The organism is Salinimicrobium marinum, assembly GCF_014651535.1.
Taxonomy (GTDB): domain Bacteria; phylum Bacteroidota; class Bacteroidia; order Flavobacteriales; family Flavobacteriaceae; genus Salinimicrobium; species Salinimicrobium marinum.
In genome coordinates this window covers 85797-111436 of sequence record NZ_BMXB01000011.1, presented here as the reverse complement: position 1 = coordinate 111436, position 25640 = coordinate 85797, and the positions used below count along the sequence as shown (strand labels likewise).

Here is a 25640-nt window from a genome sequence, read left to right as displayed (position 1 = left end):
AAAAAACAACTTTCATTTTATTTTGTTTTTTTGATGAATTGGTGACAGAGTAAGTAATTACCAGTAATAGCAAAGCTTTAGCTTGCCATCTTTTTTGGTCATCAAAACTATAAATGATGAAAATAGAAAAAGAAGAAGAACATTCCTTAAAGGACAACATTTAGATATAAATAAAATGCTGATGAAAACTAACAAACTGAGCTGTGAAAGAGCCCGTAGCATTTGCATCGTAAAAACGCTTGAAAAGTTAGGGCACTTCCCTAGCCACAAATCAGAAAAGGAAGCCTGGTTTCTGAGTCCTCTTAGGTCGGAAATCCAGGCCTCTTTTAAAGTCTCTTGCGCTCTTAACAGATGGTACGACTTTGGAATGGGAAAAGGAGGAAATGGGATTGACCTGGTATGCCTAATTTTGAATTGTTCGGTGAAAGAAGCTTTAGCTTACCTGTCAGATGAAATACCAATTTCTTCTTCCTACCAGAACAACCAATTTGAAAGGAGGAAACGGAAGAGGATATCGAAGAACAAGGTTCTAAAAGTAAACCCTGTTGACCAACCTGCATTAAAAGCATATCTGTTATCCCGAAACATCCCGCTTGAGGTGGCAGAAATCTACTGTAAGGAAATCTGGTATGAATGCAACGGAAAGAAATATTACGCTCTGGGTCTTCAAAACCATTTTGGAGGATGGGAACTGCGAAATTCGTACATCAAAAGTTCAACTACTCCAAAAGGTTATTCACTGGTCAATAATGGCAACCGGAACCTCATTGTTTTGGAAGGTATGTTCGACCTGCTCTCTTTTACAGTTATATCTTCAGAGGAAATAAAAGCATCAGACCTGGTAATATTGAATTCCCTGTCATTTATACCTAAAGTTTTACCGCTTTTGGAAACGTACGACACAGTGAACCTGTATCTCGATCGGGATACCTCCGGAAGACAAGCAACTGCAGAAATTTTATCCAGATTTTCAAACTGTAAAGATAAAAGTATGTTGTATGAAGAATTTAAAGATCTCAACGAGATGCTGGTATCGAGGAAAATTAAAGATCATAGGAAGGATTTAAAAGCTAACCTGTTTTAATTTTTTAGCCTTTGCGACCGGAGGTTGCAAAGGCTAAAAAATTAAAATGAAAAGGGAGTACATCCAGATACGCTGCTCGATTTACGAGAAAAGCTACTCAAAAGAAGGGCGGCCAGGGCAGGAATTTCCCTTTCAGAATATCTTCGTTCAACTGCCTTTGTAAGGAATATTGTAGAACGGATCACCCCGGAGCAGTTGGAATACTACCGGATGCTGGTACAATACAAGAATAACTTTGCATGGATCAGCAGCATGTTTAAAAAAAGGGATCCGAAACTAGCTGCAACAGTGGAGGGTCTTGCGGAAGAAATCAGGAGCCATTTAAAAGACTTTAAAAAATGATCTAGGAGTGACATTCCATATCGAGAACAAAAGCCTCTATAGCATATGGCTGGAACCAGGAGAAAGATGCTGAAGTGATACTGAAGGATTATCTGGCAGGAGATACTCCCCAGCAAATTGCTGAAGAGTTCAAGATCATCCAATCCCAAAACCATAGGTGCATTAACAACACCCTGAGCTTGGTGGTAGTCCAGCCATTGAAGATGGTAAAAACATGACCCGAAAAGAGCTGGGAGAGCTTGCAAGACAATTTCTAAAGGAGATGAAACTAACAAATCATCAGGCCATTGGTTTTGTACATCGGGACAAGCAACATACCCATATTCATATCTATGTCAATAGGATCAGTCTCACAGGGGAAGTTTATAAAGATAATTTTATTGGAAAGCGCAGCCAGGTTGCCGCAGATAACGTTGCTAAGGAATTAGAACTTACAAGGGTAAGGGAGGTACAACAGGAAAAACTCCAGGAAATAATGCTGCAGTCAAGGCCCAGATCTTTGGACGAGTATATCAGCAAAATGAAAGATAAACAGGTAAAGGTCATTCCCAGTATTAATAAATCAAACCAACTGCAGGGTTTTCGGTTTATATACAAAGTGACGAACCTAAAAGGGAGCGAAGTGCATCGATCCATGAGCGGCAATAATATTGTTCAGCAAATATCTCAAAACAGCAGCTTTACCAGAATGAAGGAGTCCCTGCAAACAGTCCAGCTGTTAAGCAGCACTTTTCAACTCAGCACTGGCATCATAAAGAAAATGGCAAAAGACCTGGTGAAGGGAACGATAAGAAGGGCATTGGGTACAGGTATAGAATTCTAAAAATACGAAAGGATGAAAAAACTGGATGAAATTATGGAGCTGATGGCTGATGAAATGCAGGACTTCCAGGAAGGCTTATTACAGCTGAAGAAGATGACGGATGAACTTCAAAGCCGTAGCATTCCTATAAGTACGGAAGTCATGGAAAAGCATCTCAATTTTTTCTTTCAACAGCAGCAAGAAAAGGAAGCACTGGTTGCAGAAAGATTCAATGCCATTGATGAAAAGCTAAAGAGGGCTTACATCCTTCCTAAAAGCTTGGGGATTATTGCTGGAGGTATCCTCATTCTGCTGATTAGCCTTATTGGGTATTTAACTTTTGAATTAAAGGAAACCAAGAATGGAAAATTTGAAGTGGATCAAATAGGGAAAAAGAAAGGAACAGAGGTGAATGATCGGAACTTCTTTTAAAATCTAAATTTGGAATAGCTTATAAAAAATAAACTGCTAAACCAGAACATTCCATAATGCGCCCTATGCTGTTTTTAATTAACGCTTAACTTCCCGTACGCTATAAAAACAGCACAGGATCCGGCGCAGGTAAGTTATGGTAGATATTGGGGCGAAAAGTTCTGTTTTAAAATTATATAGACGGATTCTTTATTCTCGGTTTTCTCCAATAAATTTAGATCCTGAATAGTATAGAAATTTGTGGAATCTTTTGACCAGTTTAATAGTTCTGTTCAGTGAATAAAATTAAGCAAGAATATATATTTAAACAAAGTCTTGTCTAGTAGTTTTTGTTCATTATATTTGAATGTTCATGTTTCATGAACATGATATTAAAATGAACAAATGGATTTAGATATAGAAAAGGCATTTGAACAATTAGATTTCCCCCTAGCAGTTAACCTAGAGCCCGACAACATTATTAAACTCAATGATAGCAGGATGGTTCTAGAGGTTCGTAATGAAGTGCGTCCTTTCCAGGCATTTAATATTATATCCAACTACGAGCCTCATGATATGCCTTTGATCGTGATTGCTCGCTACATCACTCCAAAGGCCAAAATGTTACTCAAAGACCGTGGAATAAACTATGTTGACAGTTATGGGAATACATATATTTTTTCTGGCGATACTAAGGTTTATATTGAAAAAAATGATGCGCTGCCTTCCACTAGTGATTATTCTAATTTCTTCACCGTGTCAGGAGGCCAGGTCATCTTTAGATTGCTCATTGAACCAAATCGGGTTAAGAACACTTATCGACAATTGTCAGATATAACTATGGTATCCCTGGGTACCGTTAGTAAAATCTTTAAAAGCTTGAAAAAAGAGGGGTATATCCAACTAAACTACGAAAATGAAATGGAACTCGTCAACCGTGAAAAACTGCTCGAAAAATGGATCATTATCTTCAATGAAAAATTGTTGCCCGCCATGAAAATTGGTGCTTATTCATTTATCGGACCGGGGGCCTTTGAGATATTAGATACGGAAATGGAAACGCGATGGGGAGGAGAATCAGGGGCTGCTGCTATCACTCAATATCTTAATCCGGAAAAATTTACTGTTTATACAAATCGGAATCCCAGAAATTTTCATCGAGAATTAAGATTATATCCCAATGACAGAGGGCCCATTACAGCATATCAGCTTTTCTGGAAACAGGGAAGTATTCCGGAAGAGTATCCCGACTACAACCTTACCGCCCATCCTCTGTTAATTTATGCTGAACTTATATACCATGATTCAGAAAGAAATAAAGAAACTGCTCAAATGATATTTAATGACTATATCAAACCAAACCTATAAAGTTTATTCCTTTACAAAACATGGAGAAGTCTATGCAATACTTGAAAAAGTCTTTTCGGAATTTTCCATAAAATACTATCTAATCGGAGCCAATGCACGGGACGTACAGTTATACAAATCGGGAATTGCCCCGATCAGATTGACGGCAGATATTGATTTTGCTGTAATGATTAACGAATTTGAATCTTATGATCAGATTCAGAACAAATTAGTTGAAAATGGATTCACAAGGTCTTCAGAACGTTATCGCCTCTTTTACCGAAAAACGAATACTATCTTGGATCTATTGCCCTACGGAAATATCGAAAAAGCAAATATGGTCAGTTTTAGTGATGGCAAGATGGATTTATCAGCACTGGGATTCAAAGAAATTGGAAAACATATTGAATTGGTTTCCATTGAGGAGGAAGGTTATACCCTGCCTACTACTCCGCTGGAGGGTCTCTTTATTCTCAAACTAACTGCCTGGAATGAAAGACGCTACAGAATGAAGGATATAGAAGATATTGCTTTTCTTTTAAAACATGGTTGGGATTTTTATGAAGAGGAGGCCTATCAGCATCACCAAGATCTTTTTGACAGTGAGTCCTTTGAAATACTGCACGCCAGTGCCCGAATCTTCGGAAGAAAAATGCAACCGATTCTGAAGGAAAGCGAAACTTTATTCAGCAGTATCACCTCGATAATTTTACATATCTCACAGCCAAAAGACCGAATCTCCGAACCAGAACTCACCTTTTCTAAGATATTAGAAAGACAGCTGAATGAGACTCAAGAAATAATAAAAGCCATTCATGACGGCATCCATGATCAAATTCATTGAAAGTAATCATCATCATACTAACACCATCTCCAAAAAGAGAGAAGCCTAAGAACTTGAATGAGGTCCAAATAATACATTAAAAAAAGAGCAAGAAGATTGAAAAATTTAACTGATGAATTTTTTAAATTCACAAGTCATGAAGGCATATGATTTTACTAGAGATTGCCCAAGATTTCAGGTAAAAAATAACCTGATCTTTTTGAAATTATTTCCTATTAAAAGGAATGAAATGATACAAAATTAAATGATGAATTAAAAAATTTAAAATGTTGTACCTATGTTGTACCCAAAAATAAAAAGCCGACTCCTAAAAGTCGGCTTTTCCTTGTGGTGCGGGCGAGAGGACTCGAACCTCCACACATTGCTGCACTAGATCCTAAGTCTAGCGTGTCTACCAATTCCACCACGCCCGCATTTCAATATGTTTGCTTGTTGTAAGCGGATGCAAATATAAGTAAATGTTTCAATTTGCAAATAGAAAATTAAAAAATTTTCCAAAAAAGATGAATTTTTCAATTCTGTTTTTTCAGCCTTTCTGCGCTGGTTTTTTGCTGCTAACTGTAAATTATTGTGTGTCTTTGAATTAAATAAAATTACCGGCTTATCTATAGCTGCAGCTTTACTATGTTCAAAAATGAGAATATTATTGTTTAAAGAAGCTGTTCGGATTTGGTAACGGGAATCCACAACTGCAAATGTCATACATTTCGGGTCTAACATCTTAATTTCTTACCTTTACGCTACATCAAAAATTTAAGTATGCAAGACATAAAAAAATATGTGGAAGAACATAAAGATCGCTTTATTGACGAACTGATTGATCTTCTGAAGATACCTTCAATCAGCGCAGATCCTGCCTATAAAAATGATATTTTCAAAACAGCGGAAGCTGTTAAGAAAAGGCTTCAGGAAGCGGGATGTGATAAAGTGGAAATTGTCGAAACACCTGGAAATCCGGTTGTTTTCGGTGAAAAGATCCTTAATAGTTCGTTACCTACTGTGTTGGTATATGGGCATTATGACGTTCAACCACCAGATCCTGTTGATCTTTGGGACAGTCCGCCGTTTAAACCGGTTATTAAGGAAACAAAAATCCATCCGGAAGGAGCGATTTTTGCCCGCGGAGCCTGTGATGACAAAGGTCAGATGTATATGCACGTGAAGGCGCTGGAATATATGACTAAATACGATCAGTTGCCCTGTAATGTGAAATTCATGATCGAAGGGGAAGAGGAAGTAGGAAGTGAAAACCTGGGATGGTTCCTGGAGCGATATGCAGAAAAGGTATCTAATGATGTGATCCTTATCAGTGATACGGGGATGATTGGCAAAGATGTGCCGTCTATTACTACAGGCCTGCGCGGACTCAGTTATATGGAGGTGGAAGTTACCGGACCAAACCGTGATTTACACAGCGGGTTGTACGGTGGGGCAGTGGCAAACCCTATCAACGTGCTTTCAAAAATGATCGCTTCCCTTCAAGATGAAAATAATCATATCACCGTTCCGGGATTTTATGATAAAGTTGAAGAGCTTACAGTAGAAGAAAGAACTAAAATGGCAGAAGCACCTTTTGATCTTCAGGAGTATAAAGAGAAACTGGATATTGGAGATGTGCATGGGGAAAAAGGCTACTCAACTTTAGAAAGGGGTTCTATAAGACCCACGCTGGATGTCAACGGAATCTGGGGAGGCTACACTGGCGAAGGAGCGAAGACGGTGCTTCCTTCAAAAGCTTATGCTAAGATCTCGATGAGACTGGTGCCCGATCAGGACTGGAAAGAGATCAGTGAATTGTTCAAAAGACATTTTGAAAGCCTGGCTCCAAAAAGTGTCAGAGTAAAGGTTAATACTCATCACGGCGGGCAGGCCTATGTAACGCCTATTGATACACTGGAATATCAGGCTGCCAATGATGCTTATGAAGAAGCCTTCGGAAAAACTCCGATCCCGCAACGCAGCGGTGGAAGTATTCCAATTGTTTCACTCTTTGAAAAAACGATGAACAGTAAAACCATCCTGATGGGCTTCGGACTCGATACCGATGCAATCCATTCTCCAAATGAACATTTCGGGGTCTGGAATTACTTAAAAGGAATTGAGACAATTCCCTTATTCTTTAAGCATTTTGCAAAGCTTAAGAAGGAAGAATAAGGAATTTCATATCCTCTCTCAATGTAAATGAGCAGGATTAAAAAACAAGGAAACCTCACAGGTATCAAAACTGTGAGGTTTCTGTTTATAGAAATTCTAAATTAAACCTTTTTCACAAACTTCGTCAGGATCACAATCTGCTGCCCGTCGACTTTGCCTTCGATTTGTTCAGGATTATCGTGTACGAGAGAAACCCTTCTTACCGCTGTGCCACGTTTGGCGACCATGCTCGATCCTTTTACGTTGAGGTCTTTGATAAGTACTACGGTGTCTCCGCTTTCTATGGTTAGTCCGTTGCTGTCTTTGTGAACTACTGTTGAAGCCCCCGAATCTGATTTTTGTCCGGCTTCTGCCCAGGCTTTAGTTTCTTCATCCATGTACATCATATCGAGTAGATCCTGCGGCCATCCTTCGCCACGCAGTCTATTTAGCATTCGCCATGACATTACCTGAACGGCAGGAACTGTGCTCCACATGCTATCATTTAAACTTCTCCAGTGGTTAGGATCTGTTTTTTCAGGATCTTCTATTTGTGTTTTGCAAGTGGCGCAAATGAGAATATGATGTTCGGTACCTTCAGGAGTATCAGGGATTTCATATACCTGTAGATCATCGGTAGAGGTGCAAAGTTCGCACTGAGAGGAACTTCTTTGAAATAGGTCTTGCTCTAAGCTCATTTTAAGGAAATTTTAAGACAAAGGTACTGCTTTCGGTTCTTTCAGAACAGCAGCTTCAGGTTTTAAGCTGAAACTCTTTTTCTTCTGCTGAAATTCAGGAAATAGGGAGGTTTTATTAATAGAAGTAATTCCTCATTTTGAATTTGCTTCAGAAGCTCATTTTCAGAATATATCAACGCTGAAAAATTCCGAAGTAACGAAAGATTTCAGGATCTTCAAATTACGACCATTCATTAGCTTTTATTAAATCTTCTTCCGCCTGAAGTTAGGCAGGTTCATCTGGATTACTGCTATCAGGATTAAAGCGATACCAGCCCATTGATAAAGGTCTACAGTTTCACTTAATAGAAAGTACGCCATTAGTACTGCGGCCGGCAGTTCAATAGAGGATACAATGGCTCCAAGCCCAACCCCGGTTTTGGGCATTCCCCGGGTATATAAAATAGGAGGGAGAATGGTGCCAAAAATGGCAAGGATCAAGCCCCATTTTTGAAATATTTCCAGATTAAATTGTTCTATCAGGAAAGGGAAGGAAAGGATCCCTACCAGCAAAGTGCCCCCCACCATCATCCACAAACTTCTTCTTAGAGGGTGCAGCTGTAGTGAAACGGTATTAGAAGTGTAGATGGTCACTGTATATGACATTGCGGCAAGCAGTCCCCAGCCCATTCCTCTCCAGTCCAGCTGGAAAGAATCGGTCATAAGATTGGTTGCCAGTACGGTTCCCGCAAGAATGGCAATGACCGCAAATACTTTTTTAGCGTCTGGTTTTTTCTTTTCCAGGATAGCTTCCAGAACTACTCCCATCCAAACGCTTTGCATTAAAAGCACAATTCCGATGGAAACCGGAATATATTTTGCTGCGAGATAATAAAAAGTACTGGTAAGGCCCAGCGAAGTCCCTGCGGCCATTAATTTTAAGATGCTCTTCGATCTCTCCTGAACGGGAGCGGCTCCTTTCCTTTTACCAATAAAGAGATTGATAATTAATAGTCCCACAAGACCTAGAGCCATTTGTGAAAAAGTGATCTCGTGAGAGGTAAAGCCTTCGGCATAGGCCATTTTTACGAAGGTAGTTAGCATTCCATAGCTAATCGCCCCAAGTGCAACATAAAGGCTGCCTTTAAGTAAAGAGTTGTTCATAAATAGAGATTGCAGAACGTCTGCAGGTGATTAAAGGATTGGATGTTTACAGGAAAAATCCGGTATTATGAAAGAATTTTTTGCGGGTGCAAAAGTACGCTATTTTATCGAAGTGGAGGATGCAATCTTAATTTTAACATTCAGGCTGATACAGAGATTTTTAAGAAAGTAGCTTTAAATGTTGTTTTTATGTAGAATTAGTTGTTTCCGATTTTATGAAATAGATGAATTGAATTGTTTACAGAATTTCAGCTATTATTATTCCTTTACCGCTGTTGTAGCTGCAATTTCTTTTTCCTCTGTGATGTATTGATCCACCAGCTCTTCCATAATCTCAAGGGTGACGGTCCCCTGTCCCAGAATAACTTCATGGAACTGCCGGATATCGAAATTTTGGCCCAGTTGTTCTTCTGCTTTTTTCCGGAGTTCACGGATCTTCAATTCTCCGATTTTATAGGAAACCGCCTGTCCCGGCCAGGAAATGTAGCGGTCAGTTTCTGTGTTGATCTCGTGGAGTGAAAGTGCGGTGTTGGACCTCAAAAATTCCACTGCCTGTTCGCGGCTCCAGCCTTTTACATGCATTCCCGTATCTACCACCAGTCGGCAGGCGCGCCATTGCTCATAAGTTAGTTTTCCGAACATCTCGTACGGATTGGTATAAATGCCCATATCTTCGGCCAGGAATTCGCTGTACAAGCCCCAGCCTTCTCCAAAAGCAGATAAATACATACCTCTTCTGAACTTCGGAATACTGTCGCTTAGCTCTTTATTTAGTTCAATTTGCAGGTGGTGCCCCGGCACGGCTTCGTGAGCGGTGAGCGACGGAAGAACATACAATGGCCTGCTAGGTAAATTATAGGTGTTGACCCAATAATATCCCGGCTGACTCTCTTCGGAAGCTCCAATGTATCGGCCTGTCGTATATTTTGGTGCAATGGCATCCGGCACCGGCGCCACTCCATAAGGTTTCCTCGGAAGAGTTTTGAAAAATGCCGGAAGTTGTGCATCTATTCTTTTAGCAATATCCCGTGCCTCTTTCAGCAGTTCTTCTTCAGAAGTGGCATAAAATTGGGGGTCGGTACGTAAAAATGTAATGAATTCTTCAAAAGAACCTTTAAAACCGACTTCTTCAATGATCTCTTTCATTTCAGAATTAATGCGAGCTACTTCATCCAGGCCAATCTGGTGTACTTCATCGGCAGTTAGATTCAACGTGGTGTAATAATTCAGGCGGTTCTGGTAGTAGTCGCGACCGTTAGGAATTTCTGACACTCCAATCGAAGTACGGGTATTCGGCAGATATTCGGTTTCAAAAAATGTTTTGATCCTTTTAAACTGCGGCACTACATTTTCAGAAATGGCTTTTTCAGCAGCTTTTAAAACAGAGTCTTTTTGAGCATCAGAAAGAGTATTTGGCAGGTCATTAAAAGGGACAAAATAGGAGCTTTTCTTAGGATCGTCTACAATCTGATCATTGTAAGTGGCTTCATAACCTTCAAAGATGATTTTTGGCTGGGTGATGCTTTTTTCAAGTCCTTTGCGAAGTAGAGCCAAATGCTGATCAACATATTCCGGAACTGCATTTAGTTTGTTCAGATAATTTCTTACCTGTGAGTAATTGTTCAGGTTTCGAACATGGTACGGCAGGCTCACATGGAATCCGGCATCAGAGAGTAACGGATTAAGATAGGCTTCATATTCATAGAAATCCACATCTTCCTGTAACCTGAACCGGAGCAATTTCAAAGAGACCTTTTCCCTTTCAGAAAGCTCTTCTGTATCAAAACTTTTAAGTTCTTCAAGCTGCTCCCGAGCAAAATCGGCTTCCCTTTTATAATGTTCTTCAGTGTACAGCCCCAAGGGATAATCATTACGATCGTAGCTCTCATAATCCTGAACTTTCTTAATGATTTTGTCTAATTCATCGGAAGGGTTTTGAGCGAAGAGAAGTGTGGATGTAAAAAAGCAGAGCAGGAAGAACGAAAGTGTGGATCTCATAAAAGCAGAATTAAACTGAAACTTTAAAGATAGATTTTTTAAAACTAAATTCGGAGAGTTTAAATTTGAAGAAAGAAGTTTTCTTTTCAATGTCAGGTCGGGCGGAGTCGAGATTTCAAACTGAATTAAACCTGGCAATTTCATCCAGCAACTAGAAGACCTCACAATTTTAATAATCTGTAAGGTCTAAATACTAATTCCCCTTGATCCTTTCCCAAAGATCTGATAAAATCCTTTTGGCATCGCCTCTGTCTTTTTCCACTTCCTCCACGCGAAGGTTTCCGTTTTCTTCAATTAATTTATAACTGAAAGTGAATGGGGAATCGGGATCTGAAGGATTGAGTTGCCCGAACCGAAGATCGTTGAAAATAAGCGTTTCGTCTTGTGTGCTAATGGTATACCAGCCATCGGTAATGTCTATAAGTCGCTGTACCTTTTCATGTTTCTGTAGTTGCCCAAGGTAGGAATGATTCTTCGGAAAAACCTGGAACCGTATCATTCCGTCATCAAAGAAGGAATAATCGCCTGTAAGAAAAGCATCTTCGGTCTCTACATTCGCATTCCACAAAATGGTATTGAGCGGGGCTGGCCTTGTTTCCATTCTTTCATAAAAGATTCCCTGCTGTTCCAGACTGTCTGCAAATTGAAAATAAGCCATACTTTTTAACGTAAGGGTGACAAGCAAATAGGTGCTGCTAATAATGAGCCCCAGGTTGTTGAACTTTTTCCGTTGCCAAGCGTCTTTTTTTTGTCGCATTGCCAGGATCAAAAAGATCAAAAATGGTAGTGTGTACAGCGGATCTATTACAAAAATGGTCTTAAACGCCAGCCGGATGTCCATGGGCCAGAATAGTTGTGTGCCCCAGGTGGTAAAGGAATCCAGAATTGGATGCGTGAACAAGCCCCAGAACATCAGCAGCGTCCAGTCCTGCCAGTTGGCTGTAGATTTTCTTTCAATGAGTGAGACCAGATACCCGAAAACGGGTGCGAATAGCAGTGAGAAAACTATAGAATGAGAAAAGCCCCTGTGAATTTCAATGGCAGAAACGGTATCGGTGAAATAACCGACAAATGTATCTAAATCGGGTATGGTTCCTGCAATGGCTCCATATAGCATCGCTTTATTTCCGACCTTTTTTCCTAAAACGGCTTCGCCTACAGCGGCACCGAGTACTATTTGTGTTAGTGAGTCCATTTATTTTAATAAAATTCCTATATACAAGCACCAAATTCCAAAGTTTCCATTGGATTTTTCTGCTTTGAAACAACCTCCCAACTCCGCTCGGGGTGATAATTACCATAATAAAAAATTACCCCGTTCTCACAACTGTATTTTCTCCTTTTTTTCAACTGAAAACTGGTCACTGAAAACTAGTCAACGATTTCCATTTTCTTCAGTAAAAACGATGCATTCATATTCTGGCAGACTCCGGTTTTGAATTTATAGTCGAAATGCAGCTCATTGTTGATGATCTCTGCATCAAAATAATAATTCTTTACCTGTGGCAACTCTTCCGAAACTTCGCATAAGCTAAGATCGTGCGTGGCGATAATTCCGGTGGATTGGGAGCCGACCAGTTTTTCAATGAATTTACGGGAACCAATAGCTTTGTCGGTGCTGTTGGTGCCCTTCAGGATCTCATCCAGAATGATAAAATATTTGTCCTTTTTGATCTCGTCTACAATGAATTTCAGCCTTTTTAGTTCAGAAAAGAAATAGGACTCATCATCGGTCAGGGAGTCGGTGGTGCGCATACTGGTGATCAGTTTGATCGGGGAATATTTACAGGAAGCGGCACACACCGGAAGCCCAGTGTTAGCCATTAAAATGTGCAGGGAAACTGTTCTTAAAAAAGTGCTTTTTCCGGCCATGTTTGCTCCGGTGATTATAAAAAACTGCTCTTTTCCAATGGAAAAATCGTTGGCAATTCTTTTTTCAGGATCTAAAAGGGGATGGGCCAGCTGAGTAGTTTCTGTGATAAATGCATCCATATTTAACTCCGGATACACATAACTGGGATGATTAAAACTGAAATTCCCCAGGGAATTGTAGGCATCCATGAATTCTATGGCTTCAAACCATTTTTCGACATTATTTCCATGCTGCAGGATCCATTGTTCAAGTTTGTATGACTGCCGAAGATCCCAAAGCAAAAATCCGTTGCCGATTACTCCAAAGATCATGTTGTTCCGTTGATCCAGGGCATCTATGGCTTTGGAAAATTTCTTCAGGATGAGGGAAGCTTTGTTTTTTTCGGAAGTAACAAGATCCTTTTTTTCTTTAAGTAATTCAGAAGAAAAAGTTGTGGTTTCAATCAAGGCCAGCAACTGGTAATATTGATGAAACGTATCCTGAACCTTGCTTACGCTGGCCGAAAGCAGGTTTATTCTTTTTAAATAAGTTCCGGTAATTGCAAGGCCAACAAAGAACCACAACCCCAGCTGAATCCCGGTCACATAATCCATAAAAAAACCTGTGATGACTGTCACTGAAATGACTGAAAATACCCAGGGCAACCACTTCATGATTCCCGGTACAAACGCCTGATAGTTTTTAAGCCATTTCAGGATGACGTTGGAGCGGTTTTCGGTGTGTACCAAAGTAGCCAAAGCAGAAAAATTCTGGCGCCAGTCGGCTTTTTCAGCCAGTTCTTTTATCGCATTCTGTTTGGATTCAATGCCCTCTATGCTATTCTCGAGAAGAATGTGGGCCAGTTTATGGCTACCTTCGGTAAGTGCAGTACGGTTGAGGTACTGGTAAAAAGAACCTTTACCGAAGAGATCTATATCCTGACTGTAAAGATGCACCGGATTTTCAAATTCTTCCCCGGTGGGCAAATCGTGAAAGTTTCGGTTTAGGACAGCAATTTCAGTTTCATTGATCCTGATGAGTTCCCGGAATTTATCACGTTCATATTTAAGGTCGGAATGGTTGGAGACCAGGTACACGAAAATCCCGATTCCAACAATTAGAACCGGAACCAGAACGGTCAAATTTCCGAAGAAATAATAGACAGCCCATGCAAGGATTAGAAAAATTATAAGCCTGGCGAGGCTGGAAAAGGACAACTTTCGGGAGGCCGTTTCTAAATGTTTCTGGTATTTAGTGATCTGGGAGTTATAAAAATCGGTGGGATTCTTCATTAATTATAAATCTGAATTTTTTAATTCTGCTTGTTTCTTTTTCGGGAGTCCGTTAACCACCAACTCGTAAGAATGGTCAATGAGCTCTATGACAAGCGCGGGCGGAAGAACTTCGGGTAAAATACTGTTCCAGTGTTTTTTGTTCATGTGGTAGGCTCCCGTGATCTTATCTTCAAACTCTTCCCGAAGGTTGACCGCACGGGCAGGATTGCATTTAAGGCTAAGGCTTAAGGGGGTCGCTTCAAGACCTGCCAAAGCATACATTTTCCCCATTACCTTAAAAACCAATGCATCTGGTCCAAAAGGAAATTCCTCGGTCGTTCCCGGTTTTTGCAGGGAATAGCTTCTTATTTCTTCAATGTTCATGGTTGCCTCTTAATCTTTGTTCGTTTCCTCCAATCTCCCCCAAATGGGTAAATTTAAAGCCTTTTTCATACTTTAATCCGTATCCCAGCATCCTGTCTAAGGCGGAATGGGAAAATAAGATAATCCCCATCAATTGCAGAATTTCTCCGGAAAAATAAAATCCGGTAAGGAAAACCATTAAAGCCACTCCTTTATGGTGAAACAGGTTATAAACGAAGGCGCCTGTTTTATTTCCGAAAAGGTAGCCGAGCATTCCAACATCCGGCGTGAGTAATAACACAGGAAACCACCACCATTCAAAAGTAAGGAATCTAAAGGCGAAAATACCCAACAGGAACAGTGCTAGTTCTTCAATTTTCATTGTTGTTTTCATCTTTTTCAATTTTATAGAGAACAGGTTTGGAGGGGGAAGCATCGTTTTCAAAAGAAGCTATTTGAAGATTTAGAAAATACAGTCCATCTTCAACTTTTGAGGGGACGTAGATCAATTCTGTAATAGTAGCATTAGAACGGATATTTTTAGGATAATTCCAGAAAGCCTTGTGCGCCACTAATTTTCCTTCATCTTTTTCTTTGTCCACCGAAGGAAGGTCGATCAACAAATGGTCAACTCCGCAGTCCCTTATGTATTTTGCTGCATCTTCTTCCAGGTAAGGCCAGTTGGTGTGGGAATACTTCTGAGATCTTTTGGCAATGGAATTGGGCAGGCTTCTTATTACCAGGGCTTCTGCTTCGCCCTTTTTAAACAGCTTTTCAAGCTGGGCTCTGGTGATCACCCTATCCCTGTCTTTCTTCTGTGGTTCTACGGAAATTAATCTGGCTTTAAAAAAGAAGGTCTTTAAAGCATCATTGATACTATGGAATTCCGGAGTGATATGACCCACACATTCGGTGTGGGTGCTATGTCCATGCGGATTAAAATATATGTTGTTAAAGTTGGTGGAGGCTCCCAGGCTTACTTTTCCTGTCCAGTTGCCATCTTTTACGGGAACTATTTTGGGTGCATTAAGGTACCAAGCAACAGGATTGACCTCATCGCCACGCAGACTTAGGGAGATGTCCAGAGGCTTAGAAAGATCTATCCGGTATTCCTGATTATTATGTTGTATGCTCGCCTTCATGTACTTTCAATCTGTTTTGTTCCGTCATGCTGAACTGGTTTCAGCATCTCATTGTTCTGGAAATCGAACAGCCATTAAAACAGATTTTTTAATATTTATTTTTTCTGACTTGCTCGTTTTCTTAGTGAATAGACCTTGATATAAATTCAGGGAGACGTTATGTTATTTTTCCCGTCATGCTGGTTTTAGCATCTCATCTTATTAGCTCTAAAATCAGCTATAAATTTATGAAGAATAAATCTGCGGCAATACCATCACTCAAAAACTTTCCTCGTTTTGAAATGGACAATTTATCGTCGTTCAGGTCTAGCAAGCCGTCGTCTAAAAAATGTTGAGCTTCTTTTAAAAGATAAGTTTTGTAAGTCTCTCCGAATTTTTCTTCCACTTCAGGTATAGAAATCCCCCACTTGGTTCGCAGACGGGTCATCACGTGTTCGTTGTATTTATCGGTAGTCGAAAGTTCTTCCACTTCGGCGGGAAGCTCTCCTTTTGCAATAGCTTTAATGTACAGGATGTTGTTGTTGATATTCCATTTTCTGTTATTGCCGTCAAAAGAATGGGCAGAAGGGCCAATGCCCAGATATGGTTTTCCAAACCAGTAGGCGGTATTGTTTCGGGAGAAGTAACCGGGTTTTCCGAAGTTTGAAAATTCATAATTTTCGAATCCGGCGGTTTCCAGTACCTCGATCATCAACTCATAATGTTCTTTAGCGGCATCTTCATCCACAGGCGAAATTTTACCTTTTTCAATCAGCTTTTTTAGCGCCGTTTTTGGTTCTACTGTGAGGGCATAGCTGGAGATATGTGGAACATTGAGCTCCAGAGCAATGTTAAGATTTTGTAACCAGCGTTCGTTGCTCATCTGCGGGATTCCGTAAATAAGATCTATAGAAATATTGTCAAAGTAATTTTTTGCTGTTTCAATAGATTCCAGCGCTTCCTGCTGATTGTGCGCCCGGTTCATCATTTTCAAATCTGCTTCAAAAAAGGACTGCACCCCAATGCTCAGCCTGTTCACCGAAGAAGCTGCCAGTATCTTCAGTTTTTCTTCTGAAAGATCATCGGGATTGGCCTCCAGCGTGATCTCCGGATCTTTAACTACTGAAAAATTGGCAAATATGGTTTCAAATATCTGCTGAAGTTCTTCGGAAGTCAGCAACGATGGAGTCCCACCACCGAAGTAGATCGTTTCAATGTCACCCGCGATTTCCTCCTTCCGAAGCAATAATTCTTTGCACAACGCATCTATCAATTCATCTTTTTTCTTCATAGAAGTAGAAAAATGGAAATCACAATAGTGACAGGCCTGTTTGCAAAAAGGAATGTGGATATATATGCCGGACATTAAATTTAAGATTTGGAAAATGGATGATTTGAAAATGCTATTAAATAAGTCTGATTTTATGTAAAACCTTTCATCTTCTGCGGCTTTCCGCAAAAAGAGGAACTTAGGGGGCTTATTTTACTTTTTTCGGATTCTGTTTTACAAAAGCGGCCCATCCGGTATAGCTTTTTCCAGATACTGTTTTTCCGGAGTTATAGAAATGGCAAACCGCTGCAGCCAGTCCGTCAGTGGCATCGAGGTTCTTCGGCAGGGTTTTCAGCGTTAGCAGACTTTGAAGCATTCTTGCGACCTGTTCCTTGCTGGCATTTCCGTTTCCGGTGATGGCCATCTTTATTTTTTTCGGAGAATATTCCGTGACCGGAATATCCCGGCTTAGGCCAGCGGCCATAGCCACTCCCTGTGCACGCCCCAGCTTCAGCATGGACTGTACATTTTTTCCGAAGAAAGGAGCCTCAATCGCAATTTCGTCGGGATGAAAAGTATCTATAAGTTCAATGGTACGTTCGAAAATAAGCTTCAGTTTAATATAAGGATCATCATACTTTTGAAGCTGAAGCTCGTTCAGCTGTAAAAATTCCATTTTTTTGTTCACCACCTTTATGAGTCCGAAACCCATAATAGTGGTTCCGGGGTCGATGCCAAGTATGATTTTTTCGGTATTCAAAAGCTTCGTATTATTGCAGGATATAATATTGTTAATTATTTGCAGGAAATTTTTGCAATTTCTCTACAGGAACCTATGGGGAACCAATCGCACAAAGCTAAACAATTCTTATTACTACTACTTAAAATCCTGGTGGTATTGGCCGCAATATTTTTTATTGTTCACAGGCTCACCTCCAGTGAAGAACTTGATTTTGGTGAGTTTGTAGATGTGCTGGACAAGTATCATGTATTTTCATTTTTGAATATTTCTATACTATTGCTGCTTAGCTTTTTAAACTGGTTGTTTGAGGTTAAAAAATGGCAGATTTTAAGTAGTTCCATACGAAGAAATACCACAAAAAGGGCCACCAGGGAGAGCCTGGCTTCTTTCACCGCTGCCATTTTTACGCCCAGCCGGATTGGAGAATACGGGGCCAAATCTTTGTACTACCTCAAACCCGCCAGAAGGAAGGTGATCTTCCTTAATTTCCTCGGAAATCTTTCTCAGTTGTTGGCTACCATTTTCTTTGGGGTGATTGGAATGCTGTACCTGCTCTCCCAAATGGAGTTGCCTTTTAATATTATAAATGGCCTGCTCATGGCTTTTCTGCTGCTGGCACCCTTTATAGGGTATTGGGTAATGCGGAAATATAAATGGAAAATTAAAGGATACTCTGTAGAGAAACTGGAGAGTTCTTTTCAGAAAATTCCCCGAAAGGTGAGAATGAGAGCGGTGCTTTACGCAACTTTGAGGTACCTGATTTTTACACATCAATTCTACTTTTTCCTGATGATATTTAAAGTTGATCTGCCTTATTTACTGGTGATTTCAGCTGTTTTTACTACTTATTTCCTGTCTTCAATTATCCCAACCATGATGATCTTTGATGCGCTGATAAAAGGTGGATTTGCCGTATGGATCTTCGGATTGTTAAAGGTTCCGGAGCTGGTGGTACTGGTGATTGTTCTGGCAGCATGGATCCTCAACTTCGGACTTCCGGCGCTGGTAGGAAGTTATTTTGTGCTTAAATACAAGCCTCAAATGAGACATACTGTCCCATGATCGCGCTGGCGGTAATCATTACTCTCTTGTATGCCGGACTTATTCTTTTTCTGCTGTTTGGCTTTAGCAAAGTGGAGGAGCAGCCGGAAATTTCTTCTCAGCCTTCCATCCGGTTTTCGATCGTTGTTCCTTATAGGAATGAAGCTGAAAATCTTCCCGGTCTATTCGATGCATTAATAAACCTGAACTATCCCAAAGATCTTTTTGAGATCATCCTGGTAAATGATGCTTCTGAAGATACTTCGGAAGAAGTATGTGAAAAATTCAGGAATGTACATCCCAACCTGAACATTAAGTTGCTGAATTCCGAAAGGCTTTCGGGATCTCCAAAAAAGGATGCGATCAATACAGCAATAAAAGCCTCAGAATTTGAATACGTACTAACTACTGATGCCGATTGTAAGGTTTTGGAAAACTGGCAGCTTCAATATGGGGCTTACATAGAGAAGACAGGAGCGAAGATGGTGGCCGGGCCTGTAGCAATTGATGCCGGTGAAAAAGGAAAAACAAGCTTCCTGAAGATCTTTCAGAAAATAGATTTTCTGAGCCTACAGGGAGCCAGCATTGGCGGGTTTGGAGTTGATATTCCATTCTTATGTAACGGTGCTAACTTGTGTTATGAAAAAGAAAGTTTCAGGCAGGTTGAAGGCTTCTCTGGAAATGAAGCTATTGCCAGTGGGGATGACATATTTTTACTGGAAAAGTTTCAGAAAGCAGGACATAAAACAGAATTTTTGAAAAGCAGGGAAGCCATTGTGACCACCACTCCACAGTCGGACATAAAAAACTTTATTTCCCAAAGGATTCGTTGGGCTGCAAAAACTTCAGCTTATAACAATTCCTTCAGTAAAGCTGTGGGTGTGCTTGTTTTTCTCATGAACCTTCTGCTTCTTGTCGGATTCATTGCAGTAGTTTCAGGAGTATTTCCGCAAAAAACGTTTTTAATGTTTTTCCTAATAAAATTTAATGTAGATTTTCTGTTGATCTATAAAACTTCCATATTCTTTAAAAGGGAAAAACTGATGAAAAATTACTTTTGGTGTAGTTTTCTTTATCCGGTTTTCAGCAGTTATGTGGGGGTACTATCTCTTTTTAAAGGCTACTCATGGAAAGGCAGGGAGTTTAAAAAGTAACGTTTCTTTAAATCTTTTCCGGTTTTATTTTCCTACTTTTTCATGATGTTAAAAAAATGCTGCTCCATCTTATCGTTTTTCCTTCTCTGCACTACAAATCTTGCGGCACAGGAGATCTTTATCATAGAAGGGGATACGTTGGCGCTCCGAAAGGAAGTACAGGGAACCATCAGCCTTTACTGGAACCAGCAAGGGAACAGCTACCGGTATTTTGTGCAAAAGAAAGATCATTTTCTAGAGCTTAAAAATGAGGAGATAGAAGGGGGAGAAAAGAAAAAATTTCAGGTACAACTTGAGAAATTGACTGCAGATGCAAATATTTCTACCCGCGATGTGAAATTCCTTCTTTACAGCCTTAAACATTTTACCAATTTGTATAATTCAGCCGTCGAGGAAAACTATGTATACAACGCATCTACCTCCAATATCAGGCACCGGATTGGTTTTTTCACCGGATTCTCCAACAATATCTATACAAGAAATCCTGAAAATATTATTGCTCCCGTGGTGGGCCTGGAATACGAACTATATGATCCCAATCTTGCGCCGAGGCATTCTGCTTTTTTGCAGCTACGGCAGTCTTTTGATCGGCAAGAATATATGTATTCCTCCACTCAGTTATCCATAAACTACCGGTTCAAGCTCCTCTATGAAAATAATTTTGATATTTATATTGATACAGAACTTGTCAATTTTTACTATTCCGAAGATGAAATTTACCTTATCAATGATCAGGGGGAAATAGATTCAGTGAAAAAAGAAAGTGGATTTGATTTAACAGCGCCCTTAAGTTTTGGAATAGGGGCCGGCTTTGGAATAACCGAAAGTGGAATCATCACTGTGAGTTATAATGATGTGGTGGCTATTTTCCTCGATAATAATGGAGCTTTTCCTCTAGATTTTACGGTGGGATATAAATTGAGTCTTTAGAATTTACTCTGCTTTAATGACAATAGGCATTTTGAATTTTGTGGCGACAGGAATTCCGCGTTTTGTTGCCGGATAGATGTTAGGCAGGGAATCAATACTTTCACGCAGCCAGGTTTTGATTTCGGGAAGGTGATGGGTGACCATCGTATCTATTTCTACAGAATCTATTGCCGGTACCCCTCTGTCTGAAATACTTAAATAAAGCAGCAAAGTGTCCTCCAGTGCTTTGGAAACTACGGGTTGTTTCGCATCCAGCCTGGCATATACGTAACTGGCAACTTTATTCCCGAAGCAGGTTTTGGCAGCCTCTACCTCTGTAATTTCCTTACATTCTTTAAAAGCAGGATACTGGTCTACCTCATGCCAGTTGAGCTCTCTGGTTTCTTCGCTAAGAATTTCTTCTGAAGATATTTTTTTTGTTTCAAACCGTTCACAGCCCGAAATAAGTATAATTAGAAGCAGAAATAAAGCTTTTTTCATTCGAATGAGAATATTCGCTATTGAGCTTCAAAAATAGTGAAATAAAGCAGCTTAGGAAAATATAGTTTTTGAAAAAGGGCAGGTATGGATGAAGCCATCATTCATGAATTTACCTACATAAATGAAGCTCTTCCTCTATATCTTTAATCCTTCTTTTTGCAAGGGAAATGAGGTGTTTGTTTCCCTGTTCTTCAAATTTATTCAGGTAGGACTGGTAGTAATTGCGGCGGGTTTCAAGATCCTGGTAATAGGCATCGGCAGCAGTGGCACGTTCGTATAAGGCGCGCTCATTCATTGGGTTTTCTTTCAGGGCTTTTTCAAAATATTGCAGGGCTTTCTTATAATCTTTGGTCATTTTATAGGTGAGGGCAAGGCTAAGGTATTCGGCATCCAAGAGTTGGTCTTTCAAAATAATAGCGGATAAAAGATGTTGTTCAGATTTTTTGAAGTCTCCGGTGAGGGCATAAATCTTACCCAGGATGTGATGTGTATCGGCATTCTGATCCTCATATTCAAGAGCCACAGAATAATGTTCAATAGCTTTTTCCATATTTTTCTCCTGAAAATAAGCATATCCCAATTTTGTGTTGATAAATTCACTCCCTTTTCCAAGATCAATCAGTTTTTCAAATGCTGTTATTGCACCTTCATAATACTCCTGCCTGAAATAAGACTGCGCCAGAATGGAGAGTAGCGAAGCATTGATTGGATTTGCTTCCAATCCCTTTTTGCTGAAGCTTTCTGCCTGCACATATTTTTTGTGGGCTAAAAGATCTTTGGAAATCTTATACAAAGCCTGTTGATGGGTTATATCAAATGCTATAGTCCGGAAAAAATAAGTCATGGCTGTGCTGTCCTTTTGTTTTTCTTTGATTAGGCCCAGCTCGTAGTGAAAAGTGGCGTTTTTAGGATACTTGTTGGCAAGTCGGGAAAAGATACTATCCGCTTCTGAAAATTCTCCTATTTGGGAAAGCAACTTACCGTAAGCCACTGCAGAGAGCAGCCTATCCGGATTTTTTTCCAGTACGATCCTATAGTTTTCCAGGGCTTTTTGAAAAATTCCACGGGCTTCCCAGGCTCGCGCCAATCTGCTGTGCACGGCATCCGATTTTGGATCTAGGGTTTCCAGCTGCTCAATGGCTCCGGAATAATTACCAACCGCGTATAAACTATCAGCCATTGCCAAAGCCGAAGTCTGTGCTTCGGCTTTGGTGGCTGTAATAAAAATAATTAATGAAAAAAGGAACTTATTCACCTGCGTTGAAGGTTATAGGTAACATATATAGAACTCCCGTGTCTTGTCCGTTTTGTTTTCCGGGAGTCATCTGTGGCAGCTGATTCAGAACCTTGCGCGCTTCCTCCTCAAGTTCGGGAGAAGAAGCTCTAATACCCATCTCTTCTACAACTCCATCTTTATTTATCTTTAATTGTACGTAAATCCTGTTGTCTCCCGGTCTTGCATATGGTTTTGCGGCCGAAACATCAAAATTTTCACTGACGAATGCTGTGATCTTTTCAGTCATACACTCTTTCCGAGCATCATTTGACGCAAGATTTTCGCAACCAGGGAAAACAGGAACTTCGTCTACAACTGCAAAGGGTATATCTCCGGTAGGATTTTCATTTTTCTTAATGCTGTCAGTTACTGGTGGTGCCTTGTGTCCTTCATCAACATTGAAAATTATTGGTAAAGAATAAAGAACGCCTGCTTCTTTTCCGTCTTGTTTGCCCGGAGTCATTCTTGGAAATTTGTTAACTACTTTTCTTGCTTCTTCCTCAAGTTGAGGTGAAGAAGCCCTTACGCCCATTTCTTCTACAGAACCATCTTTATTGATCCTGAATTGAACATAAATCCGGTTAACTCCTGGTTGAGCATAGGGTTTTGCGGCATTCACATCAAAATTGGTACCTACAAATTCCGTTATTTTTTCACTCATACAGGTTTTTCGCTCCTCGTTTGTGGTAAGGCTTTCACATCCCGGAAAGACTGGAGCTTCTTCAATTATTGCAAAAGGAACATCCCCATCTTTATTTGACTCGGTAGAGGAAAAATTTGCCTCCTCAATAAGTTGATCCGTAGCTGTGCTGTCAAATGTTTCCTTCGAACACGCCACATACATAAGCATTACCAGCATTAGTGGGACAAGGATTAAATATTTGAATTTTGAAATTGTCTTTGATCTTGATTTTTGTAACATAACGATTCGTTTTTTGATTAATGAATGATTGAAAAATTGATTGATGAATGAAACATTTTCCGTGCTAAAGGCTGTGTTGAGCAGTTGCTGGTAATAGGTTTTCCTTTCTACCGTCTTTACCACTCCGGCATCGGCGATGAACTCGTGCAGGGTTGAAATCCTTGTCTGATAGATGTAAATGAGTGGATTGAACCAGAACAGGATTTTAAGTAGTTCGAAATACAATAAATCTGCGCTGTGCTTTTGTTTCACATGAATCATTTCATGAGAAAGTATCTGCTGAATTTCTTCTTCTTTTAATTGATCTCCCAGAAAAATAGTATTAAAAAAAGTGCAGGCAAGATTAGAATTTGGGACTTCTATGATTTTGATGCCCTTTTGGTTGGTTACAACCTTGTTTTTAAAAAGCTTATTCAGGATTCGGTATTTATTGACAATGAGAATTAAACTGAAAAAGACGCCCGTACCATAGGCAAGCATCCACCAATTGATCTTGAAACCTTCTCCGGAAGCTGAAACATGTTCTGTAGAAAAAGCTTCAGTTGTAGGCGACGTTGCTCCCAGATACACTTCCGGAAGCATCATAAGAGACTCCTGAGGAACCATATTTCCGAGGGTTTCAAACTCCAGCAGGGGAAGGGTGAGGGCTATAACAGGAGTGAGAAGTAAATACCACCTGTTATAGCTGAAAAAAGTTTCCTTTTTCAGGAGAAAATCATATACCAGCAAAAATAGTAGCTGAAAAAAAATTACCTGGATGATATAATGTGCCATTACGAATCTTTTTTATTGATTTCTTTTAAGATAGATTCCAGCTCTTTCGTATCCAGATCGTTTTTCTTCATGAAAAAAGAAACCATACTTTTAAAGGAGCCATTAAAATAATTGTCCATTAATTTATTCATGCTTTGATTGCTGTAGGTTTCCTTTTCTACGAGCGGATAATAAAGGTACCCTTTTCCCTGTTTTTCATGATCTACAAAACCTTTGGTTTCCAGGATCCTTACAATTGTAGAAACAGTATTGTAGGCAGGTTTTGGCTCCGGCATTTCTTCTATGATACCTGCTACATTGGCTTTTTTGAGTTGCCATAAAATCTGCATGATCTCTTCTTCTGCTTTGGTTAGTTGTTTCATGGTTCCTTTTGTTTTTTTTTCAAATGATTGTTCTGCTAATATAAACTAAATAATTAGTTTAAACTAATCTATTAGTTGTTTTTTTGGTTATTCCTTTCTGTATATTAGCTGCCAATTAAAATTTTATGGATATACTTTTACTGGTACTGGCATGCATTCTTTTAATAACCGGAATGTTGGGGAGTTTTTTACCTGTGTTGCCGGGAGTGCCTTTGAGCTGGGCAGGATTACTTTTATTCTATCTCACTTCGGTGGTTCCCATGAACTACACCTTTTTAGGCATTACCCTTTTGGTATCTATTCTTGTGGTAGTCTTACAATATATAATTCCGGCTTTGGGTTCCAAATATTTTGGAGGAAGCAAACCCGGAATGATAGGAGCGACTGTAGGTTTGATTGTTGGAATATTTATTCCTATTCCCTTCGGAATTATTCTGGGTGCTTTTGGGGGTGCTTTTATTGGAGAGATCATTAATAAAAGTGATTCCCGAACAGCTACCAGGGCTGCTTTTGGTTCATTTTTGGGACTTGTGGCTTCTACATTTATGGAATTTGTGATCTCCGGAATCTTCTTAATCTTATTTTGCATTAAGTTGTGGGAGTTTCGAGAAGGATTTTTTTGATCTTTTATCCTGTATATTAGGATAATTTTTAGGCTGTGATTCAATAGCTTTTTTTAACTTGAAGATGAAAATGAACATTTAGTGCTTTCTGCCCCGAAAGTACTGAATGAAACCTACTTATATATTTGAGATGGACTACAAAGTTGTTCTTGTGGATGACGATGCCGTGGTATTATTTTTACACAAGGTACTCGTTAAACGCAGTTGTTTGCCACCCGTGGCTTTTAGTTGTAAAAACGCACGGGAAGCATTGGAGGAGATGAAAGGTAGTGGCGTTGAGAACACACCGTATCTTGTGCTGCTTGACATTAATATGCCGATAATGAACGGCTGGGAATTCCTGGATGCTATTCAAAGTGAAAAATTCAAAGACCATATTTATGTAGTTATCGCAACCTCTTCCATAAATTCCCATGATCACAGAAAAGCGGAAGAATATCCGCAGTTTATCGATTATCTCGAAAAACCATTATCTGTTGAGGTATTGAACAGCGTCTGTGACAAAATAGAATCCCTTATTTGCAGAGAAATCTGAATCCTGGCTTTTCCATTTTTTCAGCCTGCTTATTTTCGGATCACAATATTCTTTTAAAACCACTTCTGAAAATAAAAAGTTCTCATAATTTCCAGGGTGCTATTGTGGTTTTATGATTT

General features: G+C 39.8%; 26 protein-coding genes and 1 tRNA gene. 12 read left to right on the top strand and 15 right to left on the bottom strand.

Going from position 1 to position 25640, the window contains the following annotated elements:
* Positions 1–181: 181 nt before the first annotated feature.
* The 6 genes from IE056_RS13090 (at position 182) to IE056_RS13070 (ending at position 4830) form a co-directional block, all read left to right on the top strand.
* A complete protein-coding gene (locus IE056_RS13090) occupies positions 182–1084 on the top strand; it encodes a DUF8464 domain-containing protein (RefSeq protein ID WP_189605164.1) in 903 nt (300 codons plus the stop codon).
* A gap of 72 nt (positions 1085–1156) precedes the next feature.
* On the top strand, positions 1157–1426 hold the full coding sequence (locus IE056_RS18810; RefSeq protein WP_373297309.1) for a plasmid mobilization protein: 270 nt from the start codon (positions 1157–1159) through the stop codon (positions 1424–1426).
* A gap of 214 nt (positions 1427–1640) precedes the next feature.
* On the top strand, positions 1641–2249 hold the full coding sequence (locus IE056_RS13085) for a relaxase/mobilization nuclease domain-containing protein (protein WP_229793761.1): 609 nt from the start codon (positions 1641–1643) through the stop codon (positions 2247–2249).
* A gap of 12 nt (positions 2250–2261) precedes the next feature.
* Positions 2262–2660, top strand: a complete 399-nt coding sequence (locus IE056_RS13080) for a DUF6730 family protein (protein WP_189605163.1) — start codon at positions 2262–2264, stop codon at positions 2658–2660.
* A 384-nt stretch (positions 2661–3044) separates the two neighbouring features.
* Positions 3045–4007: a type IV toxin-antitoxin system AbiEi family antitoxin gene (locus IE056_RS13075; protein ID WP_189605162.1), complete on the top strand. Its 963-nt coding sequence runs from the start codon at positions 3045–3047 to the stop codon at positions 4005–4007.
* Positions 3982–4830, top strand: coding sequence for a nucleotidyl transferase AbiEii/AbiGii toxin family protein (locus IE056_RS13070; RefSeq protein ID WP_189605161.1), 849 nt, complete (start codon positions 3982–3984; stop codon positions 4828–4830). Before IE056_RS13075 ends, IE056_RS13070 begins: the two co-directional genes overlap by 26 nt.
* A 328-nt stretch (positions 4831–5158) precedes the next feature.
* On the opposite strand, the gene IE056_RS13065 is transcribed toward IE056_RS13070, so the two are convergent.
* Positions 5159–5243, bottom strand: a tRNA-Leu gene (locus tag IE056_RS13065).
* Between the two features lie 346 nt (positions 5244–5589).
* Between IE056_RS13065 and IE056_RS13060 the strand changes: the two genes are divergently transcribed.
* Positions 5590–6984 carry a dipeptidase gene (locus IE056_RS13060; protein ID WP_189605160.1) on the top strand — a complete coding sequence of 465 codons (1395 nt, stop codon included), beginning with the start codon at positions 5590–5592 and terminating at the stop codon, positions 6982–6984.
* A 101-nt stretch (positions 6985–7085) separates the two neighbouring features.
* On the opposite strand, the gene IE056_RS13055 is transcribed toward IE056_RS13060, so the two are convergent.
* The 10 genes from IE056_RS13055 to ruvC form a co-directional block, all read right to left on the bottom strand.
* Entirely contained in the window at positions 7086–7661 is a 576-nt protein-coding gene (locus IE056_RS13055) for a PhnA domain-containing protein (RefSeq protein WP_189605159.1), read from the bottom strand.
* A gap of 243 nt (positions 7662–7904) precedes the next feature.
* Positions 7905–8804, bottom strand: a complete 900-nt coding sequence (locus tag IE056_RS13050; RefSeq protein ID WP_189605158.1) for a DMT family transporter — start codon at positions 8802–8804, stop codon at positions 7905–7907.
* 258 nt (positions 8805–9062) lie between these two features.
* On the bottom strand, positions 9063–10802 hold the full coding sequence (locus IE056_RS13045; protein ID WP_189605157.1) for a DUF885 domain-containing protein: 1740 nt from the start codon (positions 10800–10802) through the stop codon (positions 9063–9065).
* A gap of 193 nt (positions 10803–10995) precedes the next feature.
* Positions 10996–11997 carry a metal-dependent hydrolase gene (locus IE056_RS13040; RefSeq protein ID WP_189605156.1) on the bottom strand — a complete coding sequence of 334 codons (1002 nt, stop codon included), beginning with the start codon at positions 11995–11997 and terminating at the stop codon, positions 10996–10998.
* Positions 11998–12173: 176 nt separating this feature from the next.
* The gene (locus tag IE056_RS13035; RefSeq protein WP_189605155.1) at positions 12174–13946 is read right to left on the bottom strand and encodes a MutS-related protein; all 1773 of its coding nucleotides are present in this window, start codon (positions 13944–13946) and stop codon (positions 12174–12176) included.
* 3 nt (positions 13947–13949) lie between these two features.
* Positions 13950–14312, bottom strand: coding sequence for an MmcQ/YjbR family DNA-binding protein (locus IE056_RS13030; RefSeq protein ID WP_189605154.1), 363 nt, complete (start codon positions 14310–14312; stop codon positions 13950–13952).
* Positions 14302–14685 (bottom strand): DUF4260 domain-containing protein, encoded by a 384-nt coding sequence (locus IE056_RS13025; RefSeq protein WP_189605153.1) that lies wholly within the window; start codon positions 14683–14685, stop codon positions 14302–14304. The genes IE056_RS13030 and IE056_RS13025 overlap by 11 nt, the downstream gene beginning before the upstream one ends.
* Positions 14663–15433 carry a cyclase family protein gene (locus IE056_RS13020; protein ID WP_189605152.1) on the bottom strand — a complete coding sequence of 257 codons (771 nt, stop codon included), beginning with the start codon at positions 15431–15433 and terminating at the stop codon, positions 14663–14665. The genes IE056_RS13025 and IE056_RS13020 overlap by 23 nt, the downstream gene beginning before the upstream one ends.
* Before the next feature lie 217 nt (positions 15434–15650).
* Positions 15651–16778 carry a radical SAM family heme chaperone HemW gene (gene hemW / locus IE056_RS13015; RefSeq protein WP_189605151.1) on the bottom strand — a complete coding sequence of 376 codons (1128 nt, stop codon included), beginning with the start codon at positions 16776–16778 and terminating at the stop codon, positions 15651–15653.
* A 112-nt stretch (positions 16779–16890) separates the two neighbouring features.
* Entirely contained in the window at positions 16891–17442 is a 552-nt protein-coding gene (ruvC, locus tag IE056_RS13010; RefSeq protein ID WP_189605150.1) for a crossover junction endodeoxyribonuclease RuvC, read from the bottom strand.
* Between the two features lie 138 nt (positions 17443–17580).
* Here ruvC and IE056_RS13005 point away from each other — a divergent pair, with 138 nt between their 5' ends.
* From IE056_RS13005 to IE056_RS12995, 3 genes are read left to right on the top strand one after another with little or no spacing between them, the layout of a single operon-like run.
* Complete coding sequence (locus IE056_RS13005; protein WP_189605149.1) at positions 17581–18486, top strand: lysylphosphatidylglycerol synthase domain-containing protein; 906 nt, start codon at positions 17581–17583, stop codon at positions 18484–18486.
* Entirely contained in the window at positions 18483–19619 is a 1137-nt protein-coding gene (locus IE056_RS13000; RefSeq protein ID WP_189605148.1) for a glycosyltransferase family 2 protein, read from the top strand. The genes IE056_RS13005 and IE056_RS13000 overlap by 4 nt, the downstream gene beginning before the upstream one ends.
* Before the next feature lie 42 nt (positions 19620–19661).
* Complete coding sequence (locus tag IE056_RS12995) at positions 19662–20549, top strand: hypothetical protein (RefSeq protein WP_189605147.1); 888 nt, start codon at positions 19662–19664, stop codon at positions 20547–20549.
* 3 nt (positions 20550–20552) lie between these two features.
* Here IE056_RS12995 and IE056_RS12990 read toward each other — a convergent pair whose 3' ends face one another.
* From IE056_RS12990 to IE056_RS12975, 4 genes are all read right to left on the bottom strand, one after another.
* Entirely contained in the window at positions 20553–21029 is a 477-nt protein-coding gene (locus IE056_RS12990; RefSeq protein WP_189605146.1) for a hypothetical protein, read from the bottom strand.
* A gap of 109 nt (positions 21030–21138) precedes the next feature.
* Entirely contained in the window at positions 21139–22284 is a 1146-nt protein-coding gene (locus IE056_RS12985) for a tetratricopeptide repeat protein (protein ID WP_229793760.1), read from the bottom strand.
* Positions 22277–24001 (bottom strand): M56 family metallopeptidase, encoded by a 1725-nt coding sequence (locus IE056_RS12980; RefSeq protein WP_189605145.1) that lies wholly within the window; start codon positions 23999–24001, stop codon positions 22277–22279. The genes IE056_RS12985 and IE056_RS12980 overlap by 8 nt, the downstream gene beginning before the upstream one ends.
* Positions 24001–24363: a BlaI/MecI/CopY family transcriptional regulator gene (locus IE056_RS12975; protein ID WP_189605144.1), complete on the bottom strand. Its 363-nt coding sequence runs from the start codon at positions 24361–24363 to the stop codon at positions 24001–24003. The genes IE056_RS12980 and IE056_RS12975 overlap by 1 nt, the downstream gene beginning before the upstream one ends.
* Before the next feature lie 125 nt (positions 24364–24488).
* Between IE056_RS12975 and IE056_RS12970 the strand changes: the two genes are divergently transcribed.
* Positions 24489–24986 (top strand): DUF456 domain-containing protein, encoded by a 498-nt coding sequence (locus IE056_RS12970; protein WP_189605143.1) that lies wholly within the window; start codon positions 24489–24491, stop codon positions 24984–24986.
* Between the two features lie 106 nt (positions 24987–25092).
* The gene (locus IE056_RS12965; protein WP_189605142.1) at positions 25093–25521 is read left to right on the top strand and encodes a response regulator; all 429 of its coding nucleotides are present in this window, start codon (positions 25093–25095) and stop codon (positions 25519–25521) included.
* The last annotated feature ends 119 nt before the right edge of the window (positions 25522–25640 follow it).

Excerpts from the sequence above, each read along its gene's own strand:
- IE056_RS13075 (WP_189605162.1), top strand. The coding sequence starts at position 3,045 with ATGGATTTAGATATAGAAAAGGCATTTGAACAATTAGATTTCCCCCTA.
- IE056_RS13025 (WP_189605153.1), bottom strand. The coding sequence starts at position 14,685 with ATGAAAACAACAATGAAAATTGAAGAACTAGCACTGTTCCTGTTGGGT.
- IE056_RS13030 (WP_189605154.1), bottom strand. The coding sequence starts at position 14,312 with ATGAACATTGAAGAAATAAGAAGCTATTCCCTGCAAAAACCGGGAACG.
- IE056_RS13035 (WP_189605155.1), bottom strand. The coding sequence starts at position 13,946 with ATGAAGAATCCCACCGATTTTTATAACTCCCAGATCACTAAATACCAG.
- IE056_RS13090 (WP_189605164.1), top strand. The coding sequence starts at position 182 with ATGAAAACTAACAAACTGAGCTGTGAAAGAGCCCGTAGCATTTGCATC.
- IE056_RS13040 (WP_189605156.1), bottom strand. The coding sequence starts at position 11,997 with ATGGACTCACTAACACAAATAGTACTCGGTGCCGCTGTAGGCGAAGCC.
- hemW (WP_189605151.1), bottom strand. The coding sequence starts at position 16,778 with ATGTCCGGCATATATATCCACATTCCTTTTTGCAAACAGGCCTGTCAC.
- IE056_RS12975 (WP_189605144.1), bottom strand. The coding sequence starts at position 24,363 with ATGAAACAACTAACCAAAGCAGAAGAAGAGATCATGCAGATTTTATGG.
- IE056_RS13020 (WP_189605152.1), bottom strand. The coding sequence starts at position 15,433 with ATGAAGGCGAGCATACAACATAATAATCAGGAATACCGGATAGATCTT.
- IE056_RS12990 (WP_189605146.1), bottom strand. The coding sequence starts at position 21,029 with ATGAAAAAAGCTTTATTTCTGCTTCTAATTATACTTATTTCGGGCTGT.
- IE056_RS13070 (WP_189605161.1), top strand. The coding sequence starts at position 3,982 with ATGACTATATCAAACCAAACCTATAAAGTTTATTCCTTTACAAAACAT.
- IE056_RS12995 (WP_189605147.1), top strand. The coding sequence starts at position 19,662 with ATGATGTTAAAAAAATGCTGCTCCATCTTATCGTTTTTCCTTCTCTGC.
- IE056_RS13045 (WP_189605157.1), bottom strand. The coding sequence starts at position 10,802 with ATGAGATCCACACTTTCGTTCTTCCTGCTCTGCTTTTTTACATCCACA.
- IE056_RS13085 (WP_229793761.1), top strand. The coding sequence starts at position 1,641 with ATGACCCGAAAAGAGCTGGGAGAGCTTGCAAGACAATTTCTAAAGGAG.
- IE056_RS13000 (WP_189605148.1), top strand. The coding sequence starts at position 18,483 with ATGATCGCGCTGGCGGTAATCATTACTCTCTTGTATGCCGGACTTATT.
- IE056_RS13080 (WP_189605163.1), top strand. The coding sequence starts at position 2,262 with ATGAAAAAACTGGATGAAATTATGGAGCTGATGGCTGATGAAATGCAG.
- IE056_RS13055 (WP_189605159.1), bottom strand. The coding sequence starts at position 7,661 with ATGAGCTTAGAGCAAGACCTATTTCAAAGAAGTTCCTCTCAGTGCGAA.
- IE056_RS12980 (WP_189605145.1), bottom strand. The coding sequence starts at position 24,001 with ATGGCACATTATATCATCCAGGTAATTTTTTTTCAGCTACTATTTTTG.
- IE056_RS12970 (WP_189605143.1), top strand. The coding sequence starts at position 24,489 with ATGGATATACTTTTACTGGTACTGGCATGCATTCTTTTAATAACCGGA.
- IE056_RS13050 (WP_189605158.1), bottom strand. The coding sequence starts at position 8,804 with ATGAACAACTCTTTACTTAAAGGCAGCCTTTATGTTGCACTTGGGGCG.
- IE056_RS13060 (WP_189605160.1), top strand. The coding sequence starts at position 5,590 with ATGCAAGACATAAAAAAATATGTGGAAGAACATAAAGATCGCTTTATT.
- IE056_RS12965 (WP_189605142.1), top strand. The coding sequence starts at position 25,093 with ATGAAACCTACTTATATATTTGAGATGGACTACAAAGTTGTTCTTGTG.